Consider the following 16,855-nt stretch of genomic DNA (forward strand, 5'->3'; position numbering starts at 1 on the left):
TGTAAGAAAATGGCAAAACGAGGTCTTCTGCATGAAAATTAATTTAATGTATGATATATCTGTATTTGGTGTGGCAATGTCGCATATGACGTCTCGTACAGGAATCTATAGGGTTGTCATGGAATTGCTGAACGAATTACAGAAATCTGAGGAGATCAATCTACTGCTGGCAAATACGGCAGAACCCGTTTATTTGAAAAAAACCAAAGAATTTTTGATTGAAAATGGATACGAACAACGATTAAATAATAAGCTGGTTTATAATCTGCCGAATAAAATATTTGGGAGGGGTAAAAGGATATTAAGAAATTTATACAGTTTACTTGGTATCGATCTTGAATTGATAGAATATGACACCGAAGCGTTTAGGAAGGCTGACATTTTTCATACGCCATTCTATAAAATACCAAATGACTTGAAGAATTTTTCGAAATTAAAAAGATGTATTACAATCCACGATATAATACCTGTTTTATATCCAAATTTGCATAACAAACTACTTGAGACAAAAGAGATCATATCTTCGATTGGTAATGATTATGCTATCTGTGTGTCTGAGAATACCAAGAATGACCTTTTAAACTATGATGGTAACATAGACCCGAATAACGTTTTTGTTTGCCACCTGGCAGCAGACTCAGATAAATTTTATCCAAGTGCAGATTCAGAGAAGTTTAAAGAAGTTCAAAACAGATATGGTTTACCTGAGAACTACTTTTTAAGCCTCTGTACCCTTGAACCCAGGAAAAACCTAGAACGGCTAATTCGCTGTTTTAATAAATTCGTGTTGGAACATCATATCAATGATTTATCACTTGTTCTTGTAGGAACAAAAGGCTGGCAGTTTGAGAAAATTTTTGAAGAAATTAATTGTTCAAAAAACTTGAAAGACCGGATCATAACGACAGGTTGGGTATTTGACGAAGATCTTGCCTCAATATATAGCCATGCGCATTCTTTCTATTATATCTCGAAATACGAAGGGTTTGGTTTGCCACCGCTGGAGGCCATGCAGTGTGGTGTTGCAACCGTTACTTCTAATACATCATCATTACCTGAAGTTGTTGGAAATGGAGCAAAAATGGTAGATCCGGAGAATAATGATCAAATATGCGATGCAATGTATAAACTATATACTGACTCTGCTCTGAAAAATGAATTGGAAACAAAAGGATTAAAACAGTCCGAAAAGTTTTCATGGTGTAAAACAACTGAGCGTCATCTGGATATCTATCAATCTATTATCAGATAATATATACTTAAATCAACTTGCGGAAATATAAAGAGAGGTTCCTTCCACAAAGAGGGAAATTTTCATGGAAAGAAACAGCTCATCAGACGAAAGAGATGTATGAGCCGGTGGTCTGATTTAGCAGTACAAACACCAATATCTCCACAGCGTGTTTAACGAGTCGATCTATTCTGTCTGATATTTGATGTTAAGATTAGAATTCGGGTGCGCGAAAAATTAAGACAGTTGGCATATCCCGAAAAGCTTTAAATACTAGAAACTATATATGTTCAATGGTACCGATACTAGTTAATTATCTTATTAGATTTTAATATCAACGAGGTGGGGCAATAGCTTTTCGGCTATTTCTTGATGACCATAACTATTTAAACTATATGAGATATTTGAATCAAACTTATAAGTACCATTGTCTGTTTTAACTCCAAAAATATCGATGTATTTCAAATTCCTGGAGGTTATATATCTTCTCATTCGGTTATTTAATCTCTTGGATATAAATTCTCCAAATGTATTTATGGGTCTGGATGTCACGCCCAAAAAGAGAATAGGAGTTTCATTCGTTTCCGCTAAATTAATGACCTTTTTTACTAACAGTAGATAATTTTTGTAGGCCTTCTTTTCATTACCTATTAGAAGACCAATTAAATAGTTGATACTATGATATAGTGAGAAAGTAATCTTTCTAAGTGTAATGTAAATCTTGCTTCTTGGAGAAGCAGTTGGATTCTGCGGTATTGATTTTTTTTTAACTTTCTTCCTGTATGGCATATATTTTTCGTACAAGCTCTCTCTAATTTGAAGAATATTCATACCATACTTCTTTTTTGCACCTTTCCTAGATTGATAGCTTATAAAAAATTTAATCGTCTTCAAATAATGATTGCCCCTAACTTGAAAGAGGATAATGTCAGGTTTTCTGTCATAAAAGCTTTCTGTAATTCTGTCCATGCAGGGATTAAACCTCTCATATCTAACGACATCAAAATCCATGGAGATATTATATAATCTTTCAGCATCTTTTTTCAGTACTTGATGGTACAAAAGTGAATACGGTATGTTGCCTTTTGACTTATTTTGCTCTGCTAAACATCCACTTACAATTAATATTTTTAACTTGTCCATGTTCTGGCTTTTAAGAATTCATTAGCCATTTTATATTCTTGAGGGCATATTAAATAATGATTCTCAGAGATTGAGAAGCTTTTCTCAGAAGATTGATCCTTGTAAATATCAGTTAATTCCCGTGCATATTTTACTACAGATCTTTTTTCCTTTCTTTTCTTAAGATTTGAAAAACTCCGGTTTATTCCTGAAGTCTTTTGACACAAAAAGCTTTGCTCCAGTGAAAGAGTAAGCTGGCCTATTTTCTTAAAATTGAATTGCGATAACTTATGAAGGTTATACAAAAACAGCTTTTTGTCTTTTAAATAGAGACAAGGAGAATTTATAAAAGTGAGGTCCTCAGATTGCAAAATATCCAATAATCTTTGTACCCAATCCCAATATTCTTCATCCAATTGGTGTTTAAAGGGTAATATTTTACGATCAAGGTTATAATCTGCGTGACCAAAAAAGACATATTTTACATCAGGTGTCGCTTCTTTTATAATGTTATTCAGGTTGATAACCCCCTTCTCCGATTCAATCAGGATACCAATATTTTCAAAATTTACTTGATGAGATTTTAGATCAGAAATAGCTTTTGATACACTTTTCGAGCTTTCAATTTTTGGAAGAATAATCGTATTCCAATTAACAAAATTCAGTGTTTCTAAGACAGCAAGATCTTTTTGAAATTCAATTGTATCCGGGTGGTTAACTCTGACAGCTATTGGATATTTCAGAATGGCAGGATAATTACAAAGAAGAAATCTCAATATATCTCTGTACTTTTGCTTGATGAATGAAGTTTTTGATTCGGACCCTATTTCGAGAAGACTATCTTCTAAGTCAAATGTAAAAATGGCATTGCAATTGGATATTTTATCAAAATATTGATGAAAATCCTTTAAGAAATACTTTATGAAAAAAAATACGGTCATTAATCGAATTATAACTGTAAAAACTGTCAAGTTGCTGAGAAATATTACTTGATTGAAAAACGAAATGCCAGTTTTTAAAACGGAGTTTATCAGGGAAATAAACCGGGAAATTTATTTCTGAAATAGTTCAGCTACATTTAAATTTTGGCAGGTTATAACTTCGTTGATTAAAGCTAAATACAGTTTTTCTGCAAACGAGAAGAGATAAAATTATATCGACAGGCGGCTACTGGGTACTTAAATGGTTTTAATCAGTAACAGCATCCAAACTTTCTAATGCATATTGCATCTTGAGGAGCTTGGCTTTCTATAAACTGTAAAGCATACAAATAAAGTTTGTATAGAAGGTATGAGCTTGTCAAATGGAAGAGGTCTACGAATATCTGACCTAAGCGGGAATTACATCCGCAATAATCACCGCCGGGTGCTTAGCCCCTCGGTTTACACCATCTGCAATTTGATGCCGGCATGAAAATCCGGGGGCGCAGACTAAAGCATCTTCCGGCAGATTGCGAAGAGCAGGAAACAAAACCTGTTCTCCCACCTTCATGGATACGTCATACTTGTCTTTCTCATACCCAAAACTTCCGGCCATTCCGCAACATCCGGTTTGCAACTCTACAGGTTCAAAACCAAAATGTTTAAAGGCCTGGATCAAAGGATCATTGCCAACGAGTGCTTTGGTATGGCAATGTCCGTGCAGGTATACTTTCCGGTTTTTGCCAAAATCCCTGGGCTCTCCTGAAGCTATCTCCGTATATAGAAACTCCTCAAAAAGAAATGCTTTTGCAGCTATTTCTTCTGCTTTTTTGATTTCAGATTCCTCGCATAAATCCAGGTATTCGTCACGAAGTGTTAATATCTCACTGGGTTCCAGGCCAACAATCGGTATATCCAATTCTGCGAAAGAGGAAAACCGTTTGATATTCTCTTTACAAATCGATTTTGCTTCTTTTAAAAGCCCTTTCGATATTTGAGGCCTGCCCGTTGGCCAGATTCCGGGAACCAGCACATTAAAGCCAAGCGAACTCAATACCTTAAGTGCTGCCTTTGCAATGTCAGGCTCGTGGTAATTTGTAAATATATCCACAAGCAAAACAACCTGGCGGCCCGTTTCATTTTTAAAATCTGCACCATTTTTATTGAACCATTCTTCAAATGTTTGTGAAGCAAATTCAGGCAGGTTTCGCCTGGAATCGATCCCGGCAATTTTCTCAAACGCTTGTTTGACCGGTGATTGCCTGTTGATGAAATTCGTGGCCTTCGCAAAAGTTGAAGCGAATGGATATAGTTTTTCCGGCTGACCAAAAAATTTCTCGACTAAAGTTGCCCCCTTTTTCTCATGCCAGCCGTTCATGAATTCGGCTTTCATTTTGGCCATATCAACATTGGCGGGGCATTCGCTTTTGCAGGCTTTACAACTGAGGCATAGATTTAATGCCTCCTTCAGATCTTCAGATTCAAAAGCCTCCGGATCTTTACCCGAAAAAAGCTGACGAAACAGGTTTGCTCGTCCGCGTGTGTTATCTTTTTCATCCCGGGTTGCATGATAGGAGGGGCACATCGTACCGCCGCTCTCAGCCAGTTTTCGACAAACACCCGCACCGTTGCATTGCTCAATCGCTGCATCAAATCCGCCGGAGAGACGCCAGTTGAACACGGTATCCACCTCAGGTTTTTGATAGGTTGGAGGGTATCTCAGATCTGTATCTATCGGTTTTGGGTTGATGATTTTTCCGGGATTGAACCGATATTGAGGATCCCAAATCTCCTTCACCTCCCGGAGCAGGGGAATCATCTCTTTTCCTAAGACAGTCTCAATATAAGGTGCGCGAGCCCGGCCGTCTCCGTGCTCACCAGAGAGTGAGCCGTTGTATTTTTTGACCAAATCGGCCACTTCCTGTGCAATATCTTTTAATTTCTGAAGCCCCCCAGGTTTGGTTGTATCCACAACGGGACGCAGGTGTAACTCTCCAACCGATGCGTGAGCGTAAAAGACGCAGGTTGTATTGTGTTTGTCTAAAATTTCTTGAAACTCTTTGACATACTCTGGAAGGTCCTCAACCCGAACGGCCGTATCCTCAACAAAAGTCGGGGATTTTGAATCGCTGCCAAGTCCCATCAACAAGCCAAGCCCGGCTTTCCTCAAGTCCCAAACGCGACGCATTTTATCCGGATCGGTTAGTACCGGGTGGGTATATCCGAGTTCGAGTTCTTCAAGTTTTTTCTTTAAACCGGCAGCTTTATTAGCGAGCTCATCAGCATCATCTCCTTCAAATTGTATGATGAGAAGACACTTCGGATCATCCTCAAGAAAAAACCGATTTTTACGCTGTTCAATGTTTCCTTTCGTTGCATTGAGGATAATATCATCGACTAACTCAACAGCAGCCGGATCCCATTTCACCGCTTCTACAGTTGCCAACATCGCTTCATGGAGCGAATTGAATTGTGGAATCAGCAGCGTTTTTTCTGTTGGAAGTGGAGAAAGGTTTACTTTGGCTGAAGCTGTCATCGCCAGCGTTCCTTCACTTCCGCATAAGAGTTCGGCCAGGTTAAAGGAACGGCCACCGGGAGTGATCGGCTCCATTTCACAAAGCCGGTCCAGCGCGTATCCGGTATTCCTCCGGATGATATCCGGGTGGGGGTAATGATCAAAAATTTCGTCTTTATGTTTTTCCAGGAGATCCAGCATTTCGCGGTAAATATCTCCCTCAAGTGTTTCAAGCCGGCACTTTTTTTCCAGCTCATTTGGACTGAGGGGTTTGAAAACAGCCCTTGAACCATCACTCAAAACCGCTTCAATCTCAAGGATGTGTTCGCGAGTAGTTTTATGTTTGATGGAAAACGAACCGCAGGAATTGTTACCGATCATCCCACCCAACATACATCGATTGGTTGTGGCCGTATCGGGCCCGAATTGCAATTGATGTTTCGCCGTCTCCCGGTTCAATGTATCGCGAATAACACCGGGTTGGAGATGAGCGAAGTGGTTTTTAACATCGATTCGGTTGATAGATGTCATATGGCGGGATACGTCCATAATCACACCGCCGCCTGTTGTTTGCCCGGCCAGGCTGGTACCGGCACTTCTTGCTGTTATCGTAAATCCCTTCTGTTTGGATTGTTTTACGAGTTGCTGAATATCTTCAATAGTTTTTGGAAAAGCCACTCCCTTTGGCATCTCTTCGTAGATCGATGCGTCGGTAGCGTATAATCGTCGGTTAAGAGAATCGGTGTTTATGGAAGACAATACGACTAATTTTTTGCTATGAATACTGATTGTAAATGAAGTGTAAGTTTAAAACTAAACCAATTCAACTTGATATTTTTTGAAATATGAGTCGTAACTAATGAGAGGTAGGTCTTCAGATATGGATTGAGCAATATTTAGTCTGTCAAAGGGATCTCCATAATGATGTGGAAGATTCAATAAAATATCTAAGTGCTCTTTCTGTATAGATAATATAGAGATCGTTCTTTTGTCTAATTCTGAGTGTAAATTATCAGGTATTTCTAGCTTCTTTAAACTTGCTTTAAAGTTCCCAGAGAGTTGTAATACTGACAAACACTTCATTTGAAATATTTTCTAAAAGTTGTACATGATTAGATTTAAGCTTGTCAGGCTCCGTTAAAGCCCATATAAGAATGTGACTGTCAATTAATAGTCTTTTCATGAGGAAATAGTTTGCTTTGATCAAACATCTCTTCTATCTGTTCATCTGCATCACTAAAATCACCGTGTACAACCAATTTTCCTTTTAATGTGCCGAGTTCTCTCTTATTTGATCTTTCGATTTTTTTTAATTCAGCTATAGGCTCATCATTTTGAGAAATAATAACTTCACCACCCTCCATAATTTCCTTTAATAGTTCAGAGAGATGTGATTCTGCTTCCTGTATATCTATGATTTTTTTCATGATGAAAAAATTAATTCACCCCAATGAATCTAATAACGATAAAAAAATCACGATATGATGTTTATTAGTTATTCAAAAGGCTGAATGTTTTAAAGCGAAAAAGAAAGCTGAGCTTTCTTTACAATTTCATCTCCAATGGACAAGCCTGCCGTAGCCGCCGGACTCGGAGCGTTCAAAACATGAATTTCGCGGTCGGTGGTCTCAAAATAAAAATCATCTAATAGCTCACCGTCTGGTTTTAAAGCCATCGCGCGAACACCGGAGGGAGAGTTTTTAATGTCATTGAGTGTAATCGAGGGGATTAATTTCTGCAGGTTCTTTAAAAACCCACTTTTGGAGAAGGATCGGTAGATCTCATCAAGCCCCATCTGCCAGTGTTTGCCGGCCAATTTCCAGAATCCCGGATAATCAAAAGTTTCGAGGGTATCTTTCAGGTCAAAAGAGGTCTTATTGTACCCTTCTCGTTTAAAAGCAAAAACGGCGTTCGGCCCGCATTCAACCCCTCCGAGAGCCATACGGGTAAAATGAACCCCCAGGAATGGAAACTCGGGATTGGGCATCGGGTAGATCAACCCTTTTACTTTATGTTCGGCCTCGGGTGTTAGCTCAAAATACTCACCCCGGAAAGGCACTATTTTAATGTCCGGTTTTATACCTGAAGCTTTTGCAACCCGATCGCTGTGGAGGCCTGTACAGTTTATAAAGTGTTTTGCCTGGAAACTCTCCTTTCGGGATTGGACTGTTAAACATCCATTCGTCTGATGCACAGCTTTCACCGGAGTATCAAACAACACAGAATTATTGGCCTCATTGAGTTTTTGATGCAGTGAGCGGCAAACTCCGGCATAATCAACAATACCGGAACAGGGGACGTGAATGGCCTGAACACCGGCTACGTAAGGCTCAATTTCTTTCAGTTCACTTTCATCAATGAGGCGGATATCTTCAATTTCATTTTGAAGTCCTCTTTCAAAAAGGTTATGCAATCGCGGCAGATCTTTAGCTTCAGAGGCTACAATTACTTTTCCGCAAATTTCATGCTCAATACCATTTTCCCGGCAGTATTTAACAATCTGATGACGTCCATCTACACAGTTCTTTGCCTTGTAACTTCCGGGCTGATAATAGATACCCGAGTGTAATACTCCTGAATTATGACCGGTTTGATGAGCAGCAACCCGATCTTCTTTTTCGAGAACAAGAATAGAGGCATCCGGAAATTTTTTTGTGAGTTTGTAAGCCGTCGATAATCCAACAATACCGGCTCCGGCTACCAAAAAATCGTAAACCATTAGTAGTGTGTTTTAAATTCAAACGCTATAAATATAAGAATTGTATTAAGTATTCACACGATTTAATACTGCTGAAATGTTGAAAGAAAGCCGTTAGAGAATCGTTAAACATTTTAGGTTAAATCCTGTTATTTTAAACGACCAAACTTTTAGGAATATTTAGTATGAAGAGAATCAGTTTATTTTTGATAGTTCTGCTACCAGTTTTTCTCTACGGATGTGGAGGAGAATCTAATTCGCAGTCTGAAAATCAGGCTCAAAACCAGGAAGATGAAACGGAAGAGAGCATTGTTCAAAACGCTGTGTTCACCGATCTGGATGGCAACGAAGTGAGCATAGATGCATATGAAGGAAAGCTCATTCTTATTGATTTTTGGGAAACGTGGTGTGGTCCATGTCTGCAGGTATTCCCGGCAATGCAAGATCTGCGCGAGGAATATCCGGAAAAATTTGATGTACTGGCAGTTACAGTCGGAATGAATGAAGGTCCGGAGGAAGCCCGCGTATTCGCTGAACGAAATGATTATGATTTTGAATTTCTGTATGATGAAAATAAAGTTTTCCAAAGGTTAGGAGGCCGTGGAATTCCTTTTAAAGTTTTTGTTGACCCTGATGGGAACCTGGTTTCCATTGAGATGGGGTCTTATGGGCGAGAGGAGGATTATAAAAAAACGAAAGATTTGATCGCTCAATATTTTGAGATAGATTAGAAAACTTTTTTCGGAGTCGAACCTTTTGTGATTCACAACTGTTTTAACGTAAAATTTTAAACCAATAAACAAGTAATGGAACAACAAGTAGAAAAATTACCGTACAAAGTTAAAGACATTGGGCTTGCTAAGTTCGGTCGTCAGGAGATTGCTCTCGCTGAAGCAGAGATGCCGGGACTGATGGCAACCCGTGAAGAATTTGGAGATTCAAAACCACTAAAGGGTGCCCGGATTGCAGGTTGCTTGCATATGACTGTACAGACTGCCGTTTTGATTGAAACATTGGTTGAGCTCGGGGCCGAAGTTCAGTGGTCGTCTTGTAATATTTATTCCACTCAAGATCATGCAGCTGCCGCCATTGCGAAATCTGGTGTTCCCGTATATGCATGGAAAGGGATGAGTGAAGAAGAGTATGACTGGTGCATTGAGCAGACCCTATTCTTTGAAGACGGCAAACCGTTGAATATGATTTTGGATGACGGCGGCGACCTCACCAATATGGTGTTAGATGACTATCCTGAACTGACAAAAAATATCCGCGGAATTTCTGAGGAGACAACGACGGGTGTGCTCCGATTATACGACCGGAAGAAAAATGGCACCCTAACGATCCCGGCTATAAATGTAAACGATTCGGTAACAAAGTCTAAGTTTGACAACAAGTATGGTTGCCGTGAATCTTGTGCCGATGCCATTCGCCGGGCTACTGATGTTATGATGGCCGGAAAAGTTGCTGTTGTAGCCGGTTACGGTGATGTTGGGAAAGGTTCTGCCGCTTCCCTGAGAGGGGCAGGTGCGCGTGTGATCGTGACTGAAATTGACCCCATCTGTGCACTCCAGGCTGCAATGGACGGTTATGAAGTTAAACGCATGACAGATGCGGCGAAAGAGGGAGACATCTTTATAACTGCAACAGGGAACAAAGACATTCTCACTGAAGAACATTTCAGATTAATGAAAGACAAAGCAATTGTCGGTAACATTGGTCACTTTGACAATGAGATTGACGTGAAATGGCTGAAGGACAATGCTGAGGAAGAGAATATCAAGCCTCAGGTAGATCTTTTCAGGTTTGAAGATGGCAAAGAGCTGATTCTTCTTTCACAAGGCCGCCTGATGAACCTGGGCAATGCTACGGGGCATCCAAGCTTTGTGATGAGTAATAGTTTCACCAATCAAACACTCGCCCAGATTGCACTCTGGAATGAGGAATTTGACGTGGATGTACACGTTTTACCAAAACATCTCGACGAGAAAGTAGCGCGACTGCACCTTCAAAAAATTGGTGTGGATTTAGAGGAACTCACTGAAGATCAATCTGAATATATAGGAGTTCCAAAAGAAGGGCCATATAAACCAGATCATTACAGATATTGATCTTTTGGCCTAACAATAAACAATTAAAAAGCCCGTCTTAAGTTCTCAGGACGGGCTTTTTTTATCAGTCAGGGGTAACTTAGACATGGTATTTTTAGAATCTGTAAAGAAATGTTTTTCATAAAAATCATTTAGATACAGCACTATAATTTGTGCCAATGAGAAAAAATACCATGTCTTTAAAGGTATAATATTTTTCCCCTTTGTAATTTTTTTGGGACATAGGTTACACCCGTTCGGAGACATGGTGTTTTTAGTAACATTAATACGTTTCAACCGTTCAACTTGCCTTATAGCATAGAGGTACATTTATACATTAGGAAAAAATACCATGTCTTAAACTCGAGTTACCCCTCTTCCGTAAACTGAACATTCAGATCCAGTTTTACACTTTCCGAGACAACCAGGTTACCGGCTTCCGTTACGCCATTCCATTTTAGGCCAAATTCCTTTCGGTTGATAGTCCCTGTCACTTCAAACCCGGCTTTTGTATTTCCGTAGGGATCCTGAACAGTTCCGCCATAAACCGCATCCAGCTCAACCGGCTTCGTATTTCCACGGATGGTGAGATTGCCGATCAGTTTGTATTGACCGTCACCAATTTGTTTGAATGAAGTCGATTCAAATGTCAACTTCGGATGTTCTTCCGCATTGAAGAAGTCGTCTGATTTCAGGTGTGCATCCCGATCATTATTGTTTGTGTCGATACTGTTGATATCTGCTTCGAAGTGGATGGAAGCGTCTTCAAATTCCTCTCCTTCCGTTTCAAGAGTTGCATCAAAACTGTTGAATTTCCCTGTTACAGTTGAGATAACAAGATGCTTCACTTTGAAGTTAATTTCAGAATGAGCTGTATCGATTGTCCATTTGGTAAGTGTTTCTGTTGCCATTGCTTTACAATTATAAATTAATATTTAATAGTTTAATATTAAACTAATTTAAAGCGACATAAGTTCCGGGACAAATAAATTTTATTGATGAAGACTATAGAGAGGCAGAAGAGAGGTTAGATTGCAGGGACAAATCTTGAATTGCCCCTGCGATTTGAATCGAATTTATAATTCCATAATAGAAATGTTCTTAAACTGCACCAGTGATGGCGGGCTTACCCATTCGCCACTTTCATTTTGGCTGCCGTGATGTTGCAGCGCTATTTTACCTGATTCGGGGAGACCGGGCAGGTGCGCATGATCCAATACCTTATGACCATTCAATTCAACGGTCAAGTATTCATCTTCAACAGTAATTATAAAAGTGTTCCACTCGCCAATATTATTGTCAGCATTGATCGATGGTGTTACACCGGCGCGAACAGCCCGAGGCATAGAAGAATCCATTCTATAACCATAGACTTCACCTGAACCGATTGGCCAGTTCCAGATGTTAACCTGGGCTTTTGAAGTTCCCCGGATATAAATTCCGGAATCAGAATCGGGTACCGCCATTCGGATCACTTCGCCATTTTCATCCAGTTTGTGAGATCCATCCGGCAACACGATAGGTACATTAGGATTTGTGTAAGGTGTTTCCGTGATACGCCAGTCAACTTTCAGAACAAAATCTTCATACTCCTGGTCTGACCAGAGAGCCTTGTCTCCTTCGGCTTCACTCATTGCATCATAATCGATGACTCCATCTACTACTCTCCAGTGGCCGTTATCCCCTTCAGGAATCATCCATCCTGAGAGATCTTCTCCGTTAAAAAGAGTGACCCATTCATTTTGGGCAATGGTTTCATCTGAAGGCGTAGAGGTGAATGCAAATACAAAAATTAAGAGTGAAGCAGTACAGAGCGATATAATAATATTAGTTGGATTAGGAAGAGCTTTCATCAATAAGTGTTTTAGTTAAAAGTTATGTAAAAGTCACAAGAAGACATTCTTAAAAGTAGTGTAGAAAAAAGGATTCGACAAAAAAATAGAACAGAAAAGAATGAAAAAAAATGTGAAACAAATAAGGTTTTAGAACGTGTCCGTTGAGTGAATCAGCACAAGATTTGAAACAGAACAATTATGACATCTTTTCTTCTTTTTCTAATTTGTGCTTTATACAATTTGCTCGAGAACAGATAAACATTAATTGAATTCTATTCTTATGAAAAAGGGTATTCTACTAATAGTTGCGTTATTTGTAGTATCGCAATCTGCGTTTGGTCAAATCAGTGCAAAATTAATGCAGTACATGGATGTCTCTGAAACAGACATTGTGTTTGTTTATGGAGGAGATATCTGGCTGGTTCCGAAAGAGGGGGGTACAGCAGTTCAGGTAACAAGATCGCAGGGTGTGGAGACATGGCCGAAATTTTCGCCGGATGGAGAACATATTGCATACACGGCAAGCTACAATGGTAACGATGATATTTACGTAATTCCCGTTGATGGAGGAATACCCACACGTGTAACTTACCAGTCACACAGTGACCGAATGATTGAATGGCACCCGGATGGAGAACATCTTCTGTTTGCATCCAGAAGACACATGGGGCAGCGAGGTTCCAATAAGTTTTATTTAGTGGATAAGGATGGTGGATTCCCGGAACAACTGGAAATACCATATGGCGAGTTGGCAAGTTATTCGCCGGATGGAAGTAAATTGGCGTATATAACAAAAATCACGGAAAACTATCCCTTTAAACGTTACAAGGGTGGTTTGGAATCCGACATTCTGATTTATGATTCCGATGAAAATGAGGTTGAAAAAATTACCGATAACGAGATTAATGATGGCAAGCCGGCCTGGGCGGGAGATACGGTTTATTTCTTATCAGACCGCGGCGAGAATTTCAGACTGAATGTGTGGGCTTATAACACTGAGACGGAAGAGACGACTCAGCTAACCGATTTCAGCGATTTCGACATTTCATTTCTTTCCGCCGGCCCAAGTGATCTTGTTTTTGAGGTTGGCGGTGAATTGTATTTGATGGATTTAGAGACCCATGAATATGAAACAGTGGATGTAAATGTAGTGAGCGATCTTTCCAACGAGATGCCCAGAAGTGAGAATGTGAGCAACAATATATCAAATATGACAGCCTCACCCGGTGGAAAACGAATTGTATTTGAAGCGCGGGGAGAACTTTTTAACGTTCCTGTTAAAGAAGGATTTTCAAAGAATCTTACAAAGTCGAGTGGAGCTTTTGACCGTGAACCTGCATGGTCGCCCAATGGTCAGCAAATCGCATACTGGAGTGATAAGAACGGCGAATATGAAATTTATATCCGGGATGTAAACAGGGATTCAGAAGCACGCCGGTTGACAGATCGCGAAGAGGGCTATGGCTACAGGCTGTACTGGTCGCCCGATAGCGAAAAGATTGCTTTTATTGATGAGACGAATACAATCTATGTTATCGATGCAGAAAGTGGTGATGTAACCGAGGCGGGCGATACAAATTGGAATATCACGCATAGTGGCCGTCAGGGATATTCTATTTCATGGTCGCCTGATTCTAAATGGCTCGGCTTCAGAAAAGGCCTTGATAATGCAAATAATGCTGTGATGCTTTTTGATACGGAAACCGAAGAACTGCACCAGGCTACCAGTGGATTTTACTCAGACAGTGATCCCGTATTTAGTACGGATGGGAAATACCTGTTCTATCTGACGAACCGCGAATTCGATGCCGCCTATTCCGACATGGACAACACCTGGATCTATCCCAACTCAACACGAATTGCAGCGGTAAGCCTTACATCTGATACGCCAACACTCCTTCAACCAAAGAATGACGCATTGGACCTGGATGAAGAATCAGAAGAAGAGAGTACAGAAGAGGAGGCTTCTGAAGAGGAGGAGAACGTTGAAGAAGAAGAGAGTTCAACCAACATTGAGTTCGATGGTTTTGAGACACGAATTTCTATTCTCCCGCCCGCTGCCGGTAATATCGGCAACCTGATGCCTTTCGAGGGTAAACTGGCTTACTTGAGATATCCAAATACCGGCGCTAATAACGGTCCTCCAACATTGATGGCATACGACTTTGAGGAGAGGGAAGAGATCACCATTATGGATGGAGTGAGCTCAGCCGTACAAACCGCTGATGGAAAGGCAATCCTAGTATCAAGCCGAGGTCAGTATGGAGTGATTCAGCCAATGCCGGGGCAAAGTATTGAAGAGCCGATTCCGACTGACGGTTTAGTGATGGACTTGGTTCCTAAAGAAGAGTGGCGGCAAATATTTAACGATACCTGGCGGCGATACCGCGATTTCTTTTATGATCCGGAAATGCAGCAAGTGGACTGGGAAGAGATGCGAGACCGGTACGGAGCGTTGATCGATGATGCGCGAACCCGCTGGGATATCACAAACATTCAATCGAATATGCAAGCTGAATTGAGTGCTGGACATACCTACACTGCCGGCGGCGATACCGAAAATGTAGAGTATCGCGGAACCGGTTACCTTGGAATCGACTGGGAGCTGGATGATGGCCTGTATCGAATCAAACGAATTGTAAAACCCGCTGCATGGGATACTGAAGTTCGCTCACCATTGGATCGTCCCGGAGTTGAGATCTCAGAAGGAGATTATATCCATGCGGTGAATGGTGTGGAATTAGACCCAAATAAAGATCCATATGCACCTTTTGAAGGATTAGACGGTGAAACAGTATCGTTGACAGTGAGCAGCGATGGTGATTCAGAGAATGCCAGGGAAGTCATTGTTGAGACTTTGGATCAGGGTGAGGAGTCTCAATTGCGTTACCAGGAATGGGTTGAAGAGAATCGAAAGATGGTTGATTTACTTTCTGATGGCCAGTTGGGATATGTTTACATGTCGAACACCTCTTCTCAGGGGCAACTTGAACTGGTTCGGATGTATTATGGTCAGCTCGACAAGAAGGGATTTATTATTGATGAGCGGTTTAACGGTGGCGGCCAATTGGCGGATCGATTTCTCGAGTTAATGCAGCGTCCTGTTGTTTACAATCTGCATTGGCGCCATGGACGCGATCATACCCAACCCATCAAAACGAACACAGGTCCGATGGGAATGTTGATTAATGGCTGGGCCGGTTCCGGTGGAGATGCTTTGCCATGGGCATTCCAGGAACTTGAGGCCGGTCCCATTGTTGGGGAGCGAACCGTAGGAATTTTAGTAGGCCCTGCAACAGGACACCAGTTAGTTGATGGAGGTTTTATAACCGTTCCGGGTGCACGGCTCTATGATAACGACGGACATTGGTTCTGGGAAGGAGAGGGTGTTCGGCCTGATATAGAAGTTTGGGATGACCCGAATTTATTAATGGAAGGTCGCGATCCACAAATCGAAAGAGTTGTAGAAGAAGTGATGAGCCAGGTTGATGAAGACTCAAATGAAATGACACCGGCACCGGATTATGAAGACCGGACGGCAGATGGGCTGAGAGAAGAAAACTGATCATTATGAAGTCTGTTTGAAAAGTTCTTTGTATTTTAAATGTATACTCTCTTTAAAAGGGAGGAGAGATCATTTAGAATGCAGAGAGAAAGGAGGATGCCATGGAAGAACGTATCCTTGATAGACGATCAGCACTTCAGGAACGTGTAAATATTATGAAAACCACTGGATACAGGGGGTTTCGATTATTTAAAAGTTCTCAAAAACCAGAATTTTCATACGAGGTAAGTGCATCCAACAGAAATGGACTTGTTATTATAGCTGTTGGAGACACACTCGATGAAGCCTATGAAAGCCTGATTGAGAGAATAGATTTCACGCTTGATAATTGAGAATTCTTTATTCAGATCACCATTTGATTGATATTTTCCGCATCACGGAGAATTAAGGGGATAGCTTTGGTTGTTTCCAAAGTTGAAAACGCTTATTTTTCTAGTCTTTGATTTTTCAGGGAAACCTGAACTCTTATTTGCGCCCGTAGCTCAACTGGATAGAGCGTCTGACTTCGGATCAGAAGGTTGAGGGTTCAAATCCTTCCGGGCGTACTTACTGAATATCGAATAGCGAACAAGGAATTTCGAATGTTGAAGTATTTCAGAATTCAATATTCAGTGTTCGACATTCGTCATTATTCTTCTGCACCCGTAGCTCAACTGGATAGAGTACCTGACTACGAATCAGGCGGTTACAAGTTCGAATCTTGTCGGGTGTACTTTTCTTTTAAAGCCGGAAATTTAGCGATTTCCGGCTTTTTTTATGCCTTTAGGTTAAACAAACGGTGATTTTATTGTAATTGAATATTACCAAATATCACCTTATTTGTATTTAAAAGTACAATTTGGTAACATCTTTTGGGGTACACGTTAGGGGTACAAATCCCGT

The 16,855-nt window shown here is 40.6% G+C and carries 14 protein-coding genes and 2 tRNA genes; 7 read left to right on the top strand and 9 right to left on the bottom strand.

Features of this window, described 5'->3' with window-relative positions; translation table 11 throughout:
• The first annotated feature begins 31 nt into the window (after nt 1-31).
• Nucleotides 32-1,252, top strand: a complete 1,221-nt coding sequence (locus L6773_RS04140; protein WP_237852590.1) for a glycosyltransferase family 4 protein — start codon at nt 32-34, stop codon at nt 1,250-1,252.
• Nucleotides 1,253-1,552: 300 nt separating this feature from the next.
• Here the strand turns inward: L6773_RS04140 and L6773_RS04145 are convergent, their stop codons facing one another.
• The 7 genes from L6773_RS04145 to lhgD form a co-directional block, all read right to left on the bottom strand.
• Nucleotides 1,553-2,374 (bottom strand): SGNH/GDSL hydrolase family protein, encoded by an 822-nt coding sequence (locus tag L6773_RS04145; RefSeq protein WP_237852591.1) that lies wholly within the window; start codon nt 2,372-2,374, stop codon nt 1,553-1,555.
• Nucleotides 2,362-3,294 carry an aldolase/citrate lyase family protein gene (locus L6773_RS04150; RefSeq protein WP_237852592.1) on the bottom strand — a complete coding sequence of 311 codons (933 nt, stop codon included), beginning with the start codon at nt 3,292-3,294 and terminating at the stop codon, nt 2,362-2,364. The genes L6773_RS04145 and L6773_RS04150 overlap by 13 nt, the downstream gene beginning before the upstream one ends.
• A 388-nt stretch (nt 3,295-3,682) precedes the next feature.
• A complete protein-coding gene (locus L6773_RS04155; RefSeq protein ID WP_237852593.1) occupies nt 3,683-6,547 on the bottom strand; it encodes an FAD-binding and (Fe-S)-binding domain-containing protein in 2,865 nt (954 codons plus the stop codon).
• Nucleotides 6,548-6,601: 54 nt separating this feature from the next.
• On the bottom strand, nt 6,602-6,871 hold the full coding sequence (locus L6773_RS21695; protein WP_369431217.1) for a PIN domain-containing protein: 270 nt from the start codon (nt 6,869-6,871) through the stop codon (nt 6,602-6,604).
• The gene (locus L6773_RS21700; protein ID WP_369431219.1) at nt 6,831-6,971 is read right to left on the bottom strand and encodes a PIN domain-containing protein; all 141 of its coding nucleotides are present in this window, start codon (nt 6,969-6,971) and stop codon (nt 6,831-6,833) included. Before L6773_RS21700 ends, L6773_RS21695 begins: the two co-directional genes overlap by 41 nt.
• Nucleotides 6,952-7,215, bottom strand: coding sequence for a type II toxin-antitoxin system Phd/YefM family antitoxin (locus L6773_RS04160; RefSeq protein ID WP_237852594.1), 264 nt, complete (start codon nt 7,213-7,215; stop codon nt 6,952-6,954). The genes L6773_RS21700 and L6773_RS04160 overlap by 20 nt, the downstream gene beginning before the upstream one ends.
• 89 nt (nt 7,216-7,304) lie before the next feature.
• Nucleotides 7,305-8,507, bottom strand: coding sequence for an L-2-hydroxyglutarate dehydrogenase (gene lhgD, locus L6773_RS04165; protein ID WP_237852595.1), 1,203 nt, complete (start codon nt 8,505-8,507; stop codon nt 7,305-7,307).
• Nucleotides 8,508-8,692: 185 nt separating this feature from the next.
• On the opposite strand from lhgD, the gene L6773_RS04170 reads away from it, so the two are divergent.
• Complete coding sequence (locus tag L6773_RS04170) at nt 8,693-9,217, top strand: TlpA family protein disulfide reductase (RefSeq protein WP_237852596.1); 525 nt, start codon at nt 8,693-8,695, stop codon at nt 9,215-9,217.
• A gap of 75 nt (nt 9,218-9,292) precedes the next feature.
• Nucleotides 9,293-10,594 carry an adenosylhomocysteinase gene (gene ahcY / locus L6773_RS04175; RefSeq protein WP_237852597.1) on the top strand — a complete coding sequence of 434 codons (1,302 nt, stop codon included), beginning with the start codon at nt 9,293-9,295 and terminating at the stop codon, nt 10,592-10,594.
• A 347-nt stretch (nt 10,595-10,941) separates the two neighbouring features.
• Here the strand turns inward: ahcY and L6773_RS04180 are convergent, their stop codons facing one another.
• Together L6773_RS04180 and L6773_RS04185 are read right to left on the bottom strand one after the other, a co-directional pair.
• On the bottom strand, nt 10,942-11,484 hold the full coding sequence (locus L6773_RS04180) for a YceI family protein (RefSeq protein ID WP_237852598.1): 543 nt from the start codon (nt 11,482-11,484) through the stop codon (nt 10,942-10,944).
• A gap of 165 nt (nt 11,485-11,649) precedes the next feature.
• Nucleotides 11,650-12,426: a 3-keto-disaccharide hydrolase gene (locus L6773_RS04185; protein WP_237852599.1), complete on the bottom strand. Its 777-nt coding sequence runs from the start codon at nt 12,424-12,426 to the stop codon at nt 11,650-11,652.
• A 262-nt stretch (nt 12,427-12,688) separates the two neighbouring features.
• Between L6773_RS04185 and L6773_RS04190 the strand changes: the two genes are divergently transcribed.
• The 4 genes from L6773_RS04190 to L6773_RS04205 all read left to right on the top strand — a co-directional run bounded on the left by L6773_RS04190 (nt 12,689) and on the right by L6773_RS04205 (nt 16,685).
• Complete coding sequence (locus L6773_RS04190) at nt 12,689-15,973, top strand: S41 family peptidase (RefSeq protein ID WP_237852600.1); 3,285 nt, start codon at nt 12,689-12,691, stop codon at nt 15,971-15,973.
• Nucleotides 15,974-16,074: 101 nt separating this feature from the next.
• Complete coding sequence (locus tag L6773_RS04195; protein ID WP_237852601.1) at nt 16,075-16,305, top strand: hypothetical protein; 231 nt, start codon at nt 16,075-16,077, stop codon at nt 16,303-16,305.
• Nucleotides 16,306-16,444: 139 nt separating this feature from the next.
• Nucleotides 16,445-16,518, top strand: a tRNA-Arg gene (locus L6773_RS04200).
• 93 nt (nt 16,519-16,611) lie between these two features.
• Nucleotides 16,612-16,685 (top strand) — tRNA-Arg (locus L6773_RS04205).
• The last annotated feature ends 170 nt before the right edge of the window (nt 16,686-16,855 follow it).

The sequence above is a fragment of the Rhodohalobacter sulfatireducens genome (assembly GCF_022012475.1).
Taxonomy (GTDB): domain Bacteria; phylum Bacteroidota; class Rhodothermia; order Balneolales; family Balneolaceae; genus Rhodohalobacter; species Rhodohalobacter sulfatireducens.